At 67.5% G+C, this 15,773-nt stretch carries 13 protein-coding genes; 9 read left to right on the top strand and 4 right to left on the bottom strand.

All coding sequences use genetic code 11. The features are described 5' to 3' along the window. Positions 1-230: 230 nt before the first annotated feature. Positions 231-935, bottom strand: a complete 705-nt coding sequence (locus ACSVDO_RS07930; RefSeq protein ID WP_332537195.1) for an SIMPL domain-containing protein — start codon at positions 933-935, stop codon at positions 231-233. 217 nt (positions 936-1,152) lie between these two features. Between ACSVDO_RS07930 and ompR the strand changes: the two genes are divergently transcribed. Both ompR and ACSVDO_RS07920 read left to right on the top strand, forming a co-directional pair. Beyond that, complete coding sequence (ompR, locus tag ACSVDO_RS07925; protein WP_159916808.1) at positions 1,153-1,884, top strand: osmolarity response regulator transcription factor OmpR; 732 nt, start codon at positions 1,153-1,155, stop codon at positions 1,882-1,884. Between the two features lie 47 nt (positions 1,885-1,931). Next, the gene (locus ACSVDO_RS07920) at positions 1,932-3,425 is read left to right on the top strand and encodes an ATP-binding protein (RefSeq protein WP_332537197.1); all 1,494 of its coding nucleotides are present in this window, start codon (positions 1,932-1,934) and stop codon (positions 3,423-3,425) included. Here ACSVDO_RS07920 and ispF read toward each other — a convergent pair. Together ispF and ACSVDO_RS07910 are read right to left on the bottom strand one after the other, a co-directional pair. Then, positions 3,412-3,894, bottom strand: coding sequence for a 2-C-methyl-D-erythritol 2,4-cyclodiphosphate synthase (gene ispF, locus ACSVDO_RS07915; protein WP_332537205.1), 483 nt, complete (start codon positions 3,892-3,894; stop codon positions 3,412-3,414). The genes ACSVDO_RS07920 and ispF overlap by 14 nt on opposite strands. A 43-nt stretch (positions 3,895-3,937) precedes the next feature. After that, the gene (locus ACSVDO_RS07910) at positions 3,938-4,723 is read right to left on the bottom strand and encodes an IspD/TarI family cytidylyltransferase (protein ID WP_489595736.1); all 786 of its coding nucleotides are present in this window, start codon (positions 4,721-4,723) and stop codon (positions 3,938-3,940) included. Between the two features lie 74 nt (positions 4,724-4,797). Between ACSVDO_RS07910 and mfd the strand changes: the two genes are divergently transcribed. The 7 genes from mfd (at position 4,798) to ACSVDO_RS07875 (ending at position 15,451) form a co-directional block, all read left to right on the top strand. After that, positions 4,798-8,310: a transcription-repair coupling factor gene (gene mfd, locus ACSVDO_RS07905; RefSeq protein ID WP_489596362.1), complete on the top strand. Its 3,513-nt coding sequence runs from the start codon at positions 4,798-4,800 to the stop codon at positions 8,308-8,310. A 165-nt stretch (positions 8,311-8,475) separates the two neighbouring features. After that, on the top strand, positions 8,476-9,453 hold the full coding sequence (locus tag ACSVDO_RS07900) for a Bug family tripartite tricarboxylate transporter substrate binding protein (RefSeq protein ID WP_489595734.1): 978 nt from the start codon (positions 8,476-8,478) through the stop codon (positions 9,451-9,453). Positions 9,454-9,558: 105 nt separating this feature from the next. Beyond that, positions 9,559-10,272 (top strand): phosphoserine phosphatase SerB, encoded by a 714-nt coding sequence (gene serB, locus ACSVDO_RS07895; RefSeq protein ID WP_332534313.1) that lies wholly within the window; start codon positions 9,559-9,561, stop codon positions 10,270-10,272. Between the two features lie 324 nt (positions 10,273-10,596). Continuing rightward, the gene (locus tag ACSVDO_RS07890; RefSeq protein WP_489596361.1) at positions 10,597-11,097 is read left to right on the top strand and encodes an ABC transporter substrate-binding protein; all 501 of its coding nucleotides are present in this window, start codon (positions 10,597-10,599) and stop codon (positions 11,095-11,097) included. Positions 11,098-11,218: 121 nt separating this feature from the next. Next, positions 11,219-11,578, top strand: a complete 360-nt coding sequence (locus ACSVDO_RS07885; protein ID WP_489595732.1) for a DUF2946 family protein — start codon at positions 11,219-11,221, stop codon at positions 11,576-11,578. A 211-nt stretch (positions 11,579-11,789) separates the two neighbouring features. Then, positions 11,790-13,946, top strand: coding sequence for a TonB-dependent receptor (locus tag ACSVDO_RS07880; protein ID WP_489595730.1), 2,157 nt, complete (start codon positions 11,790-11,792; stop codon positions 13,944-13,946). 11 nt (positions 13,947-13,957) lie between these two features. Further along, on the top strand, positions 13,958-15,451 hold the full coding sequence (locus ACSVDO_RS07875; RefSeq protein WP_489595728.1) for a PepSY domain-containing protein: 1,494 nt from the start codon (positions 13,958-13,960) through the stop codon (positions 15,449-15,451). A gap of 98 nt (positions 15,452-15,549) precedes the next feature. Here the strand turns inward: ACSVDO_RS07875 and ACSVDO_RS07870 are convergent, their stop codons facing one another. Continuing rightward, positions 15,550-15,771: a DUF3820 family protein gene (locus tag ACSVDO_RS07870; RefSeq protein ID WP_332534452.1), complete on the bottom strand. Its 222-nt coding sequence runs from the start codon at positions 15,769-15,771 to the stop codon at positions 15,550-15,552. Positions 15,772-15,773 lie beyond the last annotated feature (2 nt).

Below are 15,773 nucleotides of genomic sequence, written 5' to 3'. Positions count from 1 at the left end.
CATAGAACCTCAGGACGAACGGGCATAGTGAAGCGACGGTAATTATTCGCTCGTGCTGAGTCCCCTGGCAGGCACATCCACCCATGAACGGCCAGCCCTGCTTAAAGAGGAAGTGCCAGTGAGGCAATTCGATCAATGAGGCGCGTATCCGCCGCCGCCGGGCCGCCCCAAGGCGGCGGACGGCCCCCTTGGGGGGCAGCGGCTACGCGAAGCGAGCAAGCGTAGGGGCCTTATTTCACCATCTGCACCGAACCCGACACATTCACCACCACCTGGCTCTTGCCGGCTTCGACGGGAATCTGCGCGTCCTCGGCCATGCCTGCCTTGGCCATCATGGCCATGCGCGGCGCGGGGTAGCCCATGTCGTTGCTGTTGACCGATACTTCACGCACGGTATAGCGCTGGAAGCCGAACGCCTGGGCCAGCGACTGGGCCTTGGCCTGGAAATTGGCAATGGCTTCGGACTGTGCCTGGCCCTCGACCTTGGCGCGCGCTTCGCGCGACAGCGCAAAACCGGTCTGGCTCACGGGCATGCCGTTGATCTGCGCGGCGGTGCGCGTGATGCGATCGAAGTCGCGGCCCTGCAGAACCAGCTCCGCCCTCCCCTGCCAACCCGTGACCTTGCCGTCCTTGTTGTTGCGCGGGTAGATGCCAAAGCTGCCGGTGCGCACATCGAGCTGTCCGGGCTGGGCCTGGCGCTTGGCAGCGGTCAGCGCCGCGTCGAGCACCTGCTGCAACTGCGTCTGCACGGCGGCGGCATCGCTGCCTTCGCGCGTCGCGGCCAGCGTCATGACCAGCAGATCCTGGGTGACTTCCACGGTGCCCGAACTCGACAGCTGCAGCACATTCGACGGTTCGGGCATGGTCTGCGCGCAGGCCATGCCGGCGGCCGCGCTCAATGCACCCACCGCAATCCATTGGGCCAATTTCTTCATGCATGCTCCTGGGAATGATTAAGGCGGCCCCAGCATAGCGGCAAACACCGCCATCCCCTGGCAGCGCAGCGCCCAAACCCATGTAAGTCATTGCGACACGTTTGGGCGACCCGCGCAAAACTTGTAACAGTTGGTCAGGGTTTGCCCGAAAAAGCGGATTTCCGCGCACAAGCTGGTCAGAATGGGCTCTGTTACATATTGGACCGAGGACGCAAACATGGGCACACAGACCAACCGCACCGACAAGATTTTGGTTGTCGATGACGACGCGCGCATCCGCGATCTGCTGCGCCGCTACCTGACACAAGAAGGCTTCGAGATCATGATTGCCGAAGACGGCAAGGCCTTGAACCGCATTCTTCTGCGCGAAACCGTGGATCTGATCGTGCTCGATCTCATGATGCCCGGCGAAGACGGCCTGTCTATCTGCCGCCGTCTGCGCGCAGCCAACGACCGTACGCCCATCATCATGCTGACCGCCAAGGGCGAAGACGTGGACCGAATCGTGGGCCTCGAAGTCGGCGCCGACGATTACCTGGGCAAGCCTTTCAACCCGCGCGAGCTGCTGGCGCGCATCCACGCCGTGCTGCGCCGCCGCCCTCCGCAAGAGGCGCCCGGCGCGCCTTCGGGCGACAACGAGATCGTCAATTTCGGCCCGTTCGCGTTCGATCTGGGCACGCGCGTGCTGCAGAAAAATGGCGAGGAGCTGCCGTTGACCACGGGCGAATTCGCCATGCTCAAGGCTTTGGTGCGCCACCCGCGCCAGCCGCTGTCGCGCGAAAAGCTGGCCCTGCTGGCACGCGGGCGCGAGTTCGAGCCGTTCGACCGCAGCCTCGACGTGCAGGTATCGCGTCTGCGCAAGCTGATCGAGGAAGACCCGGCCGCGCCGCGCTATATCCAGACCGTCTGGGGCGTGGGCTATGTGTTCGTTCCCGATGGCAATAACTGAGATCCACCCTGCCGCCCGGGCTACCGCCCACCAGCGGTGTTCCACCGATGACCGTATCCACCGCTCCCGCTCCTGACGCCACCAGCCCCGTTCCGTTGGACTACACCAATGGGCGCGGCGGCGCGCGTTCGCGCTCGCGGCTGAATCTGAACCTGTTCTGGCGCACGTTCTGCCTGCTGGCGCTGCTGCTGGTCGGCAGCATCCTGGCCTGGCTGCAGACGCTGCGCGCCTTCGAGTTCGAGCCGCGCACACTGCACACCGCGCAGCAGGTGGCGTCGCTGGTGAATCTGAGCCGCGCGGCCCTGGTGCATGCGGACGCGATCGCCCGCGTGTCGCTGATCAAGACCATGGCCGACCAGGAAGGCGTGCGCATTCTTCCGCGCGAACCCAACGACAAGTTCGAACTGCTGGACCAGAGCGCGCTCGGCAGCCGCCTGCACGACGAACTGACGGCGCGCCTGGGTCCGGGCACCATCGTGGCGCGCAGCGTGAATGGCGAAGCCGGCATCTGGGTGGGATTCACCATCAACGGCGACCCCAACTGGCTGCTGATGGACCGCTCGCGCTTCAGCCCGGCCGGCGGGCGCACCTGGCTGGTGTGGCTGATCACCGCGGGCGTTCTTTCGCTGGCCGGTGCAGCCGTCATCGCACGCCTCATCAACCGGCCGCTCAAACAGCTCAGCGAGGCCGCCAACCGCGTGCGCGACGGCAATTTCGAAGCCAGCCAGCTCGACGAGCAGGCGGTCACCAGTGAGATCCGCGAAGTCAACATCGGCTTCAACCGCATGGCGCAGAAGCTCTCCAAACTCGAGCAGGACCGCGCCGTCATGCTGGCCGGCATCTCGCACGACCTGCGCACGCCGCTGGCGCGGCTGCGGCTGGAAACCGAGATGAGCGTGGCCGATGACGTGGCGCGCGACCATATGGTCGCCGACATCGTGCAGCTCGACGCGACCATAGACAAGTTCCTCGATTACGCGCGCCCCGACCATGTCACGCTGACCACGGTGAACCTGCACGCCGTGGTGTCGTCCTGCGTCTATGCGGTGCAGGATCACCGCGAACTGCAGATCAGCATGGACGTGCCCGAAGGGCTTTATGTGCGCGCCGACGAAGTCGAGCTCGCGCGCGTGGTCTCCAATCTGCTGGAGAATGCGCGCCGCTACGGCAAGAGCCCGGACACCGACACCGCCCAGGTGGAAGTCACGGCCAAGGCGCGCGAAAACTGGGTCGTGATGCGCATTCGCGACCGCGGCCAGGGCGTGCCGCCCGAGCAGCTCGCGCGTCTGACCCAGCCGTTCTTCCGCGGCGACTCCGCGCGCACCGCCGCCGCGGGCGCGGGTCTGGGGCTGTCGATCGTCGACAAGACCGTGCAGCGCATGGGCGGGGTGTTCGCGCTGTCGAATACCGCTTCAGGCGGCCTTGCGGCCCATATCCAGCTGCAGCGCGCCACCAGCCTGCCCGACGGCAAGGACCCCGAGCAGCGCCTGCAACGGCCCCAGGTCAAGCGCCAGTTGCCGCCGCGCGCTAAGCAGGCCTGAACAGCAGCACGGCGGCGCGCGCCTCCATGGCCTGCAGCTGCCCGACCGGGCCCAGTTTCTCGGCCGTCTTGGCCTTGACATTGACCTGATCGAGCGCCAGGCCCAGCGCCTGCGCGATGCAGGCGCACATCGCGCCGATATGGGGAGCGAGCTTGGGCGCCTGGGCAATCACCGTGCTGTCGATGTTGCCGATTTCCAGGCCCGTGGCGCGCACGCGGCGCGCGGCCTCGACCAGCAGCTTGAGCGAGTCCGCGCCCTTGAATTCAGGGTCGGTATCGGGAAAATGCCGGCCGATATCGCCCAGCGCCGCGCCGCCCAGCAGCGCATCGGTGATTGCATGCAGCAGCACATCGGCATCGGAATGGCCCAGCAGCCCCATGCTGTGGGGAATCTCGATTCCGCCAATGATCAGCTTGCGGCCAGGCACCAGCGCATGCACATCCCAGCCTTCACCGATACGAAATTGAATAGACATTGTTGACGCGACTTTCGCAAAGCTCTTGGAAAGCCGATTATCCGATGCGTGCGCGCTCGCGCGACTCGATCACGGCCACGGCCAGCGCAAAGTCCTCGGGGTAGGTGACCTTGAAATTCTGCGCGCTGCCGGCCACCAGCAGCGGCCGCAGGCCCTGGGCCTCGATGGCGCTGGCTTCGTCGGTCGCGGCCGCGCCCATGGCCTGCAGCGCGGCGCGCAAGGGCCCGAGGCGGAACATCTGCGGTGTCTGCGCCAGCCATTTTCCGGCGCGCGGCAGCGTCGCCGCCACGCGCGCCACCCCGCCTTCGACCCGCGCCTCCTTGAGCGTATCGGGCAGCTGATGGGCCAGCAGCCCGCCCACGGGGTCGCCCAGGCAGGCGTCGATCAGCCGGTCCACCATGGCCGGCGTGAGCAGGCAGCGCGCCGCGTCATGCACCAGCACCCAGTCCGCATCGGTCGCGCCCTGCGCCGCGAGCTCGGCCAGGCCGCCCAGCACGGTGTCGGCGCGCGTCGCGCCGCCGCAGGCCGCCACGCGCCAGGTGGGCGCAGCGTCGGTGGTCAGCGTCTCGAAGAAGCCGTCGCCCGCGCTGACCCCCACCAGCGTGCCGGACAGCCGCGCGACGCCGGCCAGTGCCGCCAGCGTGTGCAGCACCAGCGGCCGGCCTGCGACCGGCTGGTATTGCTTGGGCAGATCGGCGCGCTGGCCCGGGGCAATGGCGCGCGCACCCACGCCCGCGCAGGGCACGAAGGCCCAGAGCCGGGCCGGACTGCGGTTAGCAGCTTCGTCGTATGGGTCAATTGAAGGCGGCAGGGAATCGTTCATGGGCGCCATTCTAGAATCGACCCTTGCTTTCCGACCGCCACCCGGCCGATCCTCAGTCGCCAACGACCTACCGCATGGAACTGCCCAAACTCACTCCCGGCAAACGATTCACTCTCCCCCGCCCCGTGGGCAGCGCCGACGCGCTGCTGCTGGCGCAGGTGGGAGCCCGCGAAAAGGCCGCGGGCCGTGTCACGGCCATCGTCACGGCCGACGCCAGCGATGCCCAGCGCCTCATGGAGGAGCTGGCGTTCTTCGCGCCCGAGCTGCGCTGCGCGCTGTTTCCCGACTGGGAAACCCTGCCCTACGACACGTTCTCGCCGCACCAGGACCTGATCAGCGAGCGCCTGGCAACGCTGTGGCGCATCAGCCAGCACGACCATGCGACCGGCGCCGACGTGGTGCTGGTGCCGGCCACCACGGCGCTGTACCGGCTGGCGCCGCCAAGCTTTCTCGCCGGCTACACCTTTCATTTCAAGGTGCGGCAAAAGCTCGACGAAGCCAAGCTCAAGGCCCAGCTGACGCTGGCCGGCTACTCGCATGTCTCGCAGGTCGTGAGCCATGGCGAGTACGCGGTGCGCGGCGGCCTGATCGACCTGTTCCCCATGGGCTCGGCCGTGCCCTACCGCGTCGACCTGTTCGACGACGAGATCGACTCGATACGCACTTTCGATCCCGACACCCAGCGCAGCCTCTACCCCGTGCCCGAAGTGCGGCTGCTGCCCGGGCGCGAATTCCCCATGGACGACGACGCGCGCGCGCTGTTTCGCAGCCGCTGGCGCGAACTGCTCGAAGGCGATCCCACGCGCAGCCGCGTCTACAAGGACATGGGCAACGGCGTGGCCACGGCCGGCATCGAGTACTACCTGCCGCTGTTCTTCGAGGAATCGGCCACGGTGTTCGACTACCTCGGCGAAGAGGCAGCGGTGGTGTTGCACGGCGATCTCGAGCCCGCTTTCCAGCGTTTCTGGCAGGACACCAAGGACCGCTACCGCCTGGTGCAGGGCGACCCCGAGCGCCCCGCGCTGCCGCCCGAATCGCTGTTCCTGAGCGCCGAGCAGTTCTATCTGCGTGCCAAGAGCTATGCGCAGCTGGCGGTGCGTGCGGCGGGCGGGCCCGCGGCGGAAGTTTCCGCCGACCAGCTGGCCAGCAGCGAATTCCAGCCCCTGCCCGACCTGTCGGTGGTGCGCGGCGCCGACGACCCGCTCGCGCGCCTGCACGCTCACCTCGCGCAGACCCCGCAGCGCGTGCTGCTGCTGGCCGAAAGCGACGGCCGGCGCGAAAGCCTGCTGGACTTCTTCCGCGCCTCGCAGCTCAACCCGCCGGCATTCGATTCGCTGGCGCAGTTCGAGGCCGATGGCAGCGAGAAGATAGGCATTGCCACGGCGCCGCTGGCCACGGGCTTTCACTGGGACAGCGCGGGCATTGATTTCGTCACCGAAACCGAGCTGTTTGCCGCCGGCCCGACCACGCGCAGGCGCAAGAAGCAGGAGCAGGTCAGCGATGTCGAGGCGCTGATCAAGGACCTGTCCGAACTGCAGATCGGCGACCCGGTGGTGCACAGCCAGCATGGCATTGGCCGCTACCAGGGTCTGGTCAACATGGATGTGGGCCAGCAAAACCCCGACGGCAGCCCCGCGCAGCAGGAATTCCTGCACCTGGCCTATGCGGGCGACGCCGTGCTGTACGTGCCCGTGAGCCAGCTGCAGCTCATCAGCCGCTACACCGGCATGTCGCCCGAGGACGCGCCGCTGCACAAGCTCGGCGGCAACCAGTGGGAAAAAGCCAAGCGCAAGGCCGCCGAGCAGGTGCGCGACTCCGCCGCCGAGCTGCTCAACATCTACGCGCGCCGCGCCGCGCGCCAGGGCCATGCGTTCCGCTACAGCCCGCAGGACTACGAGACCTTTGCCAACGACTTCGGCTTCGAGGAAACCGCCGACCAGAAGGCCGCGATCCACGCCGTGGTGCACGACATGATCAGCCCCCAGCCCATGGACCGTCTGGTCTGCGGCGATGTGGGCTTCGGCAAGACCGAAGTCGCGCTGCGCGCGGCGTTTGTCGCCGTCACCGGCGGCAAGCAGGTCGCGTTTCTCGCGCCCACCACGCTGCTCGCCGAGCAGCACTACCGCACGCTGGTCGACCGCTTCGCGCGCTGGCCGATACGCGTGGCCGAAGTCTCGCGCTTTCGCTCGGGCAAGGAGATCACCGCAGCCGTCAAAGGCATTGCCGACGGCACGGTGGACATCGTCGTCGGCACGCACAAGCTGCTGTCGGAGTCCACGCAGTTCCATGACCTGGGCCTGCTGATCATCGACGAGGAACACCGTTTCGGCGTGCGCCACAAGGAGCAGATGAAGGCGCTGCGCGCCGAAGTCGACGTGCTCACGCTCACCGCCACGCCCATTCCGCGCACCATGGGCATGGCGCTCGAAGGCCTGCGCGACCTGAGCGTGATTGCCACCGCGCCGCAGCGCCGCCTGGCGATCAAGACCTTCGTGCGCAGCGAAGGCACGGGCGTGATCCGCGAGGCCGTGCTGCGCGAACTCAAGCGCGGCGGCCAGTGCTACTTCCTGCACAACGAAGTCGAGACCATAGAGAACCGGCGCCAAAAGCTCGAAGAGATACTGCCCGAGGCGCGGATTGCCGTGGCCCACGGCCAGATGCCCGAGCGCGAACTCGAACGCGTGATGCGCGACTTCGTCGCCCAGCGCTACAACATCCTGCTGTGCTCGACCATCATCGAGACCGGCATCGACGTGCCCAGCGCCAACACCATTCTGATCAGCCGCGCCGACAAGTTCGGCCTGGCCCAGCTGCACCAGCTGCGCGGGCGCGTGGGCCGCAGCCACCACCAGGCCTATGCCTATCTGATGGTGCCCGACATCGACAGCCTGACCAAGCAGGCCCAGCAGCGGCTGGACGCCATCCAGCAGATGGAAGAGCTGGGCAGCGGCTTCTATCTGGCCATGCACGACCTCGAGATCCGCGGCGCGGGCGAAGTGCTGGGCGAGAACCAGAGCGGCAACATGATGGAAGTCGGCTTTCAGCTCTACAACGAAATGCTGTCCGAGGCCGTGCGCTCGCTCAAGGAAGGCAAGGAGCCCGATCTGCTGGCGCCGCTGTCGGTGTCCACGGACATCAACCTGCACGCCCCCGCTCTGCTGCCCGACAGCTATTGCGGCGATGTGCACCTGCGGCTGTCGTTCTACAAGAAGCTGGCGACAGCCAGGACCAGCGAACAGATCGACAACCTGCTGGAAGAAATCGTCGACCGCTTCGGCAAGCTGCCGCCGCAGGCGCAGACGCTGATCGACGTGCACCGGCTGCGCGTGCTGAGCCAGCCCTATGGCGTGGTCAAGGTCGATGCTGCGCCGGGGGTGATCACCATCACGTTCAAGCCCCAGCCGCCGATTGACCCGATGAACATCATCGGCCTGATCCAGAAGAACAAGCACATCAAGCTCGCGGGCAACGAGAAGCTGCGCATAGAACGCGCGCTGCCCGACCCCATGGCGCGCGCCCAGCTGGTGCGCGATGTGCTCAGGAGCCTGGGCCAGCCGCTCAAGGCCGGCGAGGCAGTGGCGGCGTAATACCCGAAGGCGCAGGCATTGCGCCTCGGGTGTTTCCTTGGCCTGTGGCGCAAACCACAGCTTAGAAGAAAAAAAGCCCACGAACCAAGCGGGCTGGCACAAGATTTGCAAAAGCTCTCCTGCAGGCAGACCGCCTGCTTTCAGTTCTTTTGCGAAAGCCTTGCCATGCATCTTCGACGCCTGATTTCCGCCCTCGCCTGCGCACTCGCCACGGGGGGCCTGGCTTTGCCAGCGCTGGCCCAGGGCAGCTACCCCGAACGCCCTGTCAAGGTGCTGGTGGCCCTGCCCGCGGGCGGCAGCGCCGACATGATTGCGCGCGTCGTGAGCCAGAAGCTCGCGGCCGAACTGGGCCAGCCTTTCGTCGTCGAGAACCGCGCCGGCGCCTCGGGCCAGATCGGCCTGCCCGCCGTGGCGCGCGCGCCGGCCGACGGCTATACGCTGACTGTCTCGCCGGCCTCGTTTCTCACGACCAACAAGAGCATCTTCAAGTCCCTGCCCTACGACCCGCAGGCCGACTTCGTGCCTATCACCAAGCTGGTCAACCAGCCCATGGTGCTGGTCGTCAAGGACAGGCAGAAGTTTCCCAGCGTCGCGGCGCTGCTGGCGGCCGCCAAGGCCGCGCCGGGCAAACTGACCTATGCATCATCGGGCGATGGCAGCCCCCAGCATCTGGCGGCGCTGATGTTCGAGACCCGCACCAAGGCCAGCATGCTGCATGTGCCCTACAAGGGCGGCGCGCCGGCCGTCAACGACACGCTGGCCGGCAATGTCGACATGCTGTTTGCGGTGCTGCCCGAGGCCTTGCCGCATATCCAGTCGGGCAAGCTGCACGCGCTGGGCCTGCTGAGCCCGCAGCGTTCGCCCGTGCTCAAGGACACGCCCACCATGGCGGAAAGCGGCTTTGCCGATCTGAATCTGTCGGCCTGGGTCGGCCTGCTCGCGCCCGCAAAGACACCGCCCGCGGTGATCGACAAGCTCAACCGCGCGGTGCACGGCATTCTGGCCGGCGACATCCGGACCAAGCTCGGCGAGAACGGCATGGAAGTCGCGCCCACCACGCCGCAGCAGCTGCAGCAGACGATTGCCGAGGAAATCAAGCTGCACGCGGAGCTGGTCAAGGCCGCGGGACTCACGCCCCAGTAAGCCCCAGGACGGGGTCTTGTCCGGCGCTCGAGGCGATAATACGCAACCCCTGCCGGTGCTTGCGCGCCGGCACTTTTTTCACCTATTGCATTCCACCGCCCCACAATGAGCGCCGCTACCGAATTTGCCCCCGGCCTGATGGTCCAGCGCACCCCTGCGCCCCTGCGTCTGAGCGACTACAAGCTCATCGCCTTCGACATGGACTCGACGCTGATCACCATCGAGTGCATCGACGAGATCGCCGATGCCACGGGCAAGAAAGCCGAAGTCGCGGCGATCACCGAAGCCACGATGCGCGGTGAGATCACCGACTTCAAGGAAAGCCTGCGCCAGCGCGTGGCCCTGCTCAAGGGCGTGACCGAAGCCGACATGGCCGGCGTGCGCGACCAGCGCCTGCAGCTCTCGCCGGGCGCGCAGACGCTGGTCCAGGCCTGCCAGAAGGCCGGCCTCAAGGTGCTGCTGGTCTCGGGCGGCTTCACCTTTTTCGCCGAACATGTGCGCGGCCTGCTGAACATCGACTTCGTGCGCGCCAACATGCTCGAAAGCGACAACGGCGTGCTGACCGGCGGGCTGATCGAGCAGCCCTGGGGCGACATCTGCGACGGCGCGGAAAAACGCCGCACGCTGCTTGAGGTGGCCTCGCTGCTGGGCATCGATCCCAAGCAATGCATTGCCGTGGGCGATGGCTCCAACGACCTGCCGATGATGGCCGCCGCGGGCCTGTCGGTGGCTTTCCACGCCAAGCCGCGGGTGCGCGCCGAAGCCCAGATCGCGATCAACCAGGGCGGCCTGGACCGCCTGCTCGAAATCCTGCGCTGAGCCGCTGAACGGGTGCGCCGGGCAATGGCCCGCGCCGCGCCCCGTCATTTTTGCGGCGGCGCGGCGCCAGCGCCCTAGAATCAACGGCTGCGCGCATAAAACGACTTCTTCCAAGCGCGCGCACTGCGCTGACCAATCGTTACCCGGCTTTCCCGCGGCAACGCTTGCATTCCGGCGCAGTCCCCCCATGTACTTTCCGTGAGTCCGAGAGCCTGGTTGCGCATGCAGCCGGCGCCGGTCTCCGCATGGGTCATCTGTCTGTTGACTTTTCATTTAGGAATCTCCGTGAACATTTCTTACCGCGCCACTGTTTCCGTGCTTGCCATGACCTGCGCCGCGCTGCTCGCGCCTAGCCTGGCCCACGCCAAACGCATGGGCGGCTCCAAGTCCGTTCGCCCGGCCAGCATTGGCAAGACCGCTCCCGCACCTGCGCCCGTGGCAGCCCCCACGGCCGCGCGCCCGGCGACTCCCGCCGCCGCAGCGCCCGCTGCGGCAGCGCCCGCCGCAGCGCCCGCTGCGGCAGCGCCCGCAGCAGCGCCAGCAGCGGCAGCGCCCGCTGCAGCAGCGCCTGCCGCCGCTGCGGCTCCCGCCGCTGCTGCAGCCCCCGCACGCGGCCCCGGCATGATGGGCATGATGGGCGCGGCCGCTGTCGGCGCCGTCGCCGGCAGTGTGGTCGGCAACGCCATGGCCGGCCCTTCGGGCGACAAGGCAGCGGACGCCAAGGCCGCTGAAGCCAAGGCGGCCGAAGCCGAAGCCGCCGACCTGCAGGCCAAGGCCGATGCCGCCAAGGCCAAGGCCGAAGCCGCGCGCGCCGCGGTCAAGTAAATCGGCATGCGGTCCGGGCTGGTCCCGGCCCTTGTCACCACACAACGGAGCCCCAGGGCTCCGTTGTTGTTTGTAGGCGGATTCGCACAAGCCGCCGGCGACCACGCCATAATGTGCCGTCATGCAAATCCTGCGCAACTCCATACCACTGGCCCGACTGGTCATGGTCTGGTTCGTCCTGACGCTGGGATGTGCCGTGGCTTCCCCCATCGTGAATCCGCAGTCGCTGCAGATGCTGTGCTCGGCCAACGGCAGCATGAAAGTGATCGTCGTCGACGACAACGGTCAGCAGGTCACGGCCAACGGCCAGCACGGGCTCGACTGCCCGCTGTGCCTGAACGTCACCGCCCCGCCGCCGCCGCAGGCCGCGCAGTTCATTGCCCAGCCCCAGCCGCTGGGCCGGGCGCTGCAGCCCGTGGTTTCGGCGCGCATTGCCGCGATCGCGGGCGCGCCCTTGCCGCCGCGCGGCCCGCCGGCCTGACCCTCTAGCCTCTGCGCGGCCATGCCGCACCGGCGCGCCTGCACGGGCCGCCGCCCTCCCCACTGAGGCCACACCCGGCCCGGGCGCGTTCGCACGCGCGCCCCACGCTGCGCCGCAGCGCCATCCCCTCATCTCCAAAACCGACCCATGGCCGCAGGGATTCCTGTCGCTGCGCCAGGCCACGGCTCTCGTTCGTCAAGACCAGATTTCCATGACCCATATTCATGTGCCCCATCGCCGCCGGCCCCTGGCCGCGGCATTGTTCGCCGCCACCGCGTTCACGGCCCAGGCCCAGGAGGCGACGCCTTCGCTGTCCGCAGTGGAAGTCCGAAGCGCCCAGCCCCAGGCCAACGGCCGGCTGTCGCTCGATACGCCCACCGAAACCGCCAGCCGTCTGGGCCTCACGCCGCGCGAGACGCCGGCCGCCGTCACGGTGGTCGAGCGCTCGACGATAGAAGCGCGCGGCGCGCGCAACACGCAGGAGATCCTGCAGGCCATTGCCGGCATCACCGCGCACGACGCGCCCGGCAACATTGGCGTGAGCTACCGCGGCTTTGGCGGCAGTTCGCTGAGCCAGCTGTTCAACGGCATCCATGTGCAGTACAGCATTGCGGCGCGCCCGGTCGACAGCTGGATCTACGACCGCGTCGAGGCCGTTGGCGGAGCGTCGAGCTTTCTGTATGGTGCCGGCGGTGTAGGCGGCACGATCAACTACCTCACCAAGCTGCCCGAGCGCCACGACTTCTCCGAAGCCCAGCTGCGCCTGGGCAGCGACGATCTCAAGGAAGCCTCGCTGGGCCTGAACCGCCGCCTGGCCGACGGGCAGTTCCTGCGCCTGGACCTGAACCACAAGGACGGCGGCAGCTGGACCGACAGCACGCACAGCCGTGCGACCCAGCTTGCGACCTCGCTGCTATCGGACCTGGGCCGCGGCCTGCGCCACACGCTGGCCTACGAGTACCAGACCGAAACCGTGGACCGGCCTTACTGGGGCACGCCGCTGCGCAACCCCGCAACGGGCAGCTTGCGCATCGACGAAGGCACGCGCTTCAAGAACTACAACAGCGCCGACGGCCTCTATGCCCAGCGCGTGCAGTGGCTGCGCTCCATCACCGACTGGCGCGTCAACGACGCCCTGCAGTTCAAGAACACGTTCTATGCGTATGACGCCTTGCGCGATTACCGCAATGTCGAAAGTTATCGTTTCAACGCCGACAACAGCGCCGTGATCCGCTCGGCCGCGCTGCTGCAGCGCCACGACCAGCGCATGGTCGGCAACCGCAGCGAAGCCACTTACAACGGCCAGATCGCGGGCCGGCGCAGCGACTGGGCGTTCGGCCTGGAACTGAGCCTCAACCGCCAGACGCGCTTTCCCAACAGCCTGTCGGCGACCGTGAGCACGGTGAATCCCTATGCGTTTGACACCGAGCGCTTCTTCGACATTCCCGGCATGGCGCCGGGTTTCAGGCCCGATCGCGACAACCGCATTGAAACCACGGCGCTCTACGCCGAAAACCGCACCGCGCTCACGCCCGCACTGCACCTGGTCACGGCGCTGCGCCACGAACGCATTGCGCTGGAGTTGACCAACCGGCGCGAAGTCACGGCCGCCAACCCCGCGTCGTTCGCGCGCAGCTACCAGCCGACCACGGGTCGCATCGGCGTGGTCTGGGATGTCGCGCCCGGCGCCAACCTCTACGCGCAGTACGCCACGGCCGCCGATCCACCATCGGGCGTGCTGTCGACGGCTTCTTTTGCCGATGTGCGCAACAACAGCGCGCTGACCACGGGCCGCCAGCTGGAAGTCGGCAGCAAGCTTGATTTCTGGAACGGCAAGGGCAGCGCGACGCTGGCCGCCTATCACCTCACGCGCAAGAACATCGCTTCGCAGGATCCGAACAACAGCGCGCTCACGGTGCTGGTCGGCGAGCAGTCGGCCAAGGGCCTGGAGCTGGCGCTGGGCCTGCAGCCCAGCCGCGCCTGGTTCCTCCAGGGCAATGTGGGACTGGTGCGCGCGCGCTATGAGAACTTCCAGCAGGGCGGCGTATCGCTGGCCGGCACCACGCCGACCAATACCCCCGAAGTCGTCGCCAATCTCTGGACTTCGTATACGTTCACGCCCGCGCTGCGGGCCAGCGCCGGGCTGCGCCATGTGGGCAAGGTCTACGCCAACGCCGCCAACACGCAAAGCTGGGCCGGCTACACGCTGCTGGACCTGGGGCTGAGCTACCAGCTCCAGCGCAACATGTCACTGGAGCTGCGCCTGCGCAATGCCACCGACCGTGTCTACGCGGCCAATGTCAGCAGCACCATGGCCTACCTGGGCGCGGCGCGCAGCGCCGATCTCACGCTGCGCGTGAGCTACTGAAAGCGCCGGCCATGCGACTGCACCCCAAACGCTGGCTTTATCTGACCCACCGCTGGCTGGGCATTGCACTGTGCGCGTTCTTCGCGATGTGGTTTGTCTCGGGCATGGTGATGATGTATGTGGGCTACCCCAAGCTCACACCCGCCGAGCGGCTGGCGCACCTGCCGGCGCTGGATGCGGCGGCGCCGCTGCTGTCACCCGCGCAGGCACTGGAGCGCGCCGGCGTCGGCAGCGCGCTCAAGGACCTGCGCCTGGCCGCGGCCAGCGGCGGGCGGCCGGTCTACTTCGCCACGCCCGCGGGCGCGCGCGGCGGCGAGGTCATGGTCATAGACGCGCTGCACGGCGAACATCTGCCGCCCGTGGACGCATCCTGGGCGCTGGCCAGCGCGGCCGCCTATGCGGGCAGCAGCCAGGGCCTGGCGTATCTGGGCAGCGTCGACGAGGACGCGTTCACGCATTCGCGCGGTCTGGACGCGCACCGCCCGCTGCACCGCGTGCAGCTCGCGGACGCCGACCATAGCTGGCTTTATGTTTCCGGCCAGACCGGCGAAGTGGTGCGCGACGCGACGCGCACCGAACGCCTGTGGAACTACGCGGGTGCGTGGATCCACTGGCTCTACGCGTTTCGCGGCAATGCGTTCAATGCCTACTGGAGCGACATCGTCAACTGGCTGTCGGTTGCCGGCATTGGCGTGGCGCTGGCGGGCACCGCGGTCGGCATCATGCGCTGGCGTTTCACCCGGCCCTACCGCAGCGGCGCGCGCTCGCCCTACCCCGGGCGCATGATGCGCTGGCACCATGTCTTGGGACTGCTGTTCGCACTGATCACCATCACCTGGATCTTCAGCGGCCTGATGTCGATGAACCCCTGGCGCATCTTCGACAGCGGAGCCGCGCCGCTGCAGACCACGGCACTGCAAGGCGGGCCGCTGGTCTTGACGGCGCAACACGCAACGCCCCAGGCGCTGATTGGCGCGGCCGGCGGTCCGGTGCGCGAACTGCGCTGGCAGATGGTGCTGGGCCGGCCCACGGCATTTGCCCAGGCGGCCAGCGGCGCGGCGCAACTGTTCGATGCCGGCACAGCCCGGCCGCTGGCCCTTGATCCCGCGGCATTGAAGACCGCGGCCGCGCAGTTGATTGCAGCCCCCGTGGCGCGCATCGATACGCTGACCGACTACGACCTCTACTACTACGCGCGCGCGCCGCACAGCATGATGGGCGCCAGCGAACGCCCGCTGCCCATCTGGCGGATTGTCTTTGACGATACGCATGCCAGCTGGGTGCATCTGGACCCGCACACCGGCAATGTGCTGGGCCGGCTCGACAGCCACAAACGCGCCAGCCGCTGGCTGTTCGCCATGCTGCACAGCTGGGACTGGCTGCCGCTGCTCGAGCGCCGGCCGCTGTGGGACATCACGCTGCTGACGCTGAGCCTGGGCGGGCTGCTGCTCAGTGGCAGCGGGATGGTGATCGGCTGGCGGCGCCTGCGCAGGCGGCGGGGCTAGCGGGGCCAGCCGCTGCTGCGACAAGATCAGGGCTCAGGACGCATGCATGCAAACCGTTCGTGGTGAGCCTGTCGAACCATGAACGGCCTGCCCTCATGTCAAGACGAACGCGCGCCCCGCAAGGGATCGAGCAGGTGCGACAGGCCGTTGTGATCGAGTTCGTACATCAGCGCCAGCAAGCGCCCCAGATCGCCGCGCGGAAAGCCTTCGCGCGCCATCCACATCAGGTAGTTGCCGGGCAGATCGGCAATGCAGCGGCCCTGGTATTTGCCATAGGGCATCTGCACGGTCACAAGGCGCTGGAGTTGTTCGGAGTCCATGC

The organism is Comamonas sp. DB36 (assembly GCF_057914905.1).
This window is presented reverse-complemented; position numbering and strand designations above follow the sequence as displayed.

Bases quoted from the DNA above. Each gene is read 5' to 3' on its own strand.
- ACSVDO_RS07930 (WP_332537195.1), bottom strand. From the start codon at position 935: ATGAAGAAATTGGCCCAATGGATTGCGGTGGGTGCATTGAGCGCGGCC.
- ompR (WP_159916808.1), top strand. From the start codon at position 1,153: ATGGGCACACAGACCAACCGCACCGACAAGATTTTGGTTGTCGATGAC.
- ACSVDO_RS07920 (WP_332537197.1), top strand. From the start codon at position 1,932: ATGACCGTATCCACCGCTCCCGCTCCTGACGCCACCAGCCCCGTTCCG.
- ACSVDO_RS07910 (WP_489595736.1), bottom strand. From the start codon at position 4,723: ATGAACGATTCCCTGCCGCCTTCAATTGACCCATACGACGAAGCTGCT.
- mfd (WP_489596362.1), top strand. From the start codon at position 4,798: ATGGAACTGCCCAAACTCACTCCCGGCAAACGATTCACTCTCCCCCGC.
- ACSVDO_RS07900 (WP_489595734.1), top strand. From the start codon at position 8,476: ATGCATCTTCGACGCCTGATTTCCGCCCTCGCCTGCGCACTCGCCACG.
- serB (WP_332534313.1), top strand. From the start codon at position 9,559: ATGAGCGCCGCTACCGAATTTGCCCCCGGCCTGATGGTCCAGCGCACC.
- ACSVDO_RS07890 (WP_489596361.1), top strand. From the start codon at position 10,597: ATGACCTGCGCCGCGCTGCTCGCGCCTAGCCTGGCCCACGCCAAACGC.
- ACSVDO_RS07885 (WP_489595732.1), top strand. From the start codon at position 11,219: ATGCAAATCCTGCGCAACTCCATACCACTGGCCCGACTGGTCATGGTC.
- ACSVDO_RS07880 (WP_489595730.1), top strand. From the start codon at position 11,790: ATGACCCATATTCATGTGCCCCATCGCCGCCGGCCCCTGGCCGCGGCA.
- ACSVDO_RS07875 (WP_489595728.1), top strand. From the start codon at position 13,958: ATGCGACTGCACCCCAAACGCTGGCTTTATCTGACCCACCGCTGGCTG.
- ACSVDO_RS07870 (WP_332534452.1), bottom strand. From the start codon at position 15,771: ATGGACTCCGAACAACTCCAGCGCCTTGTGACCGTGCAGATGCCCTAT.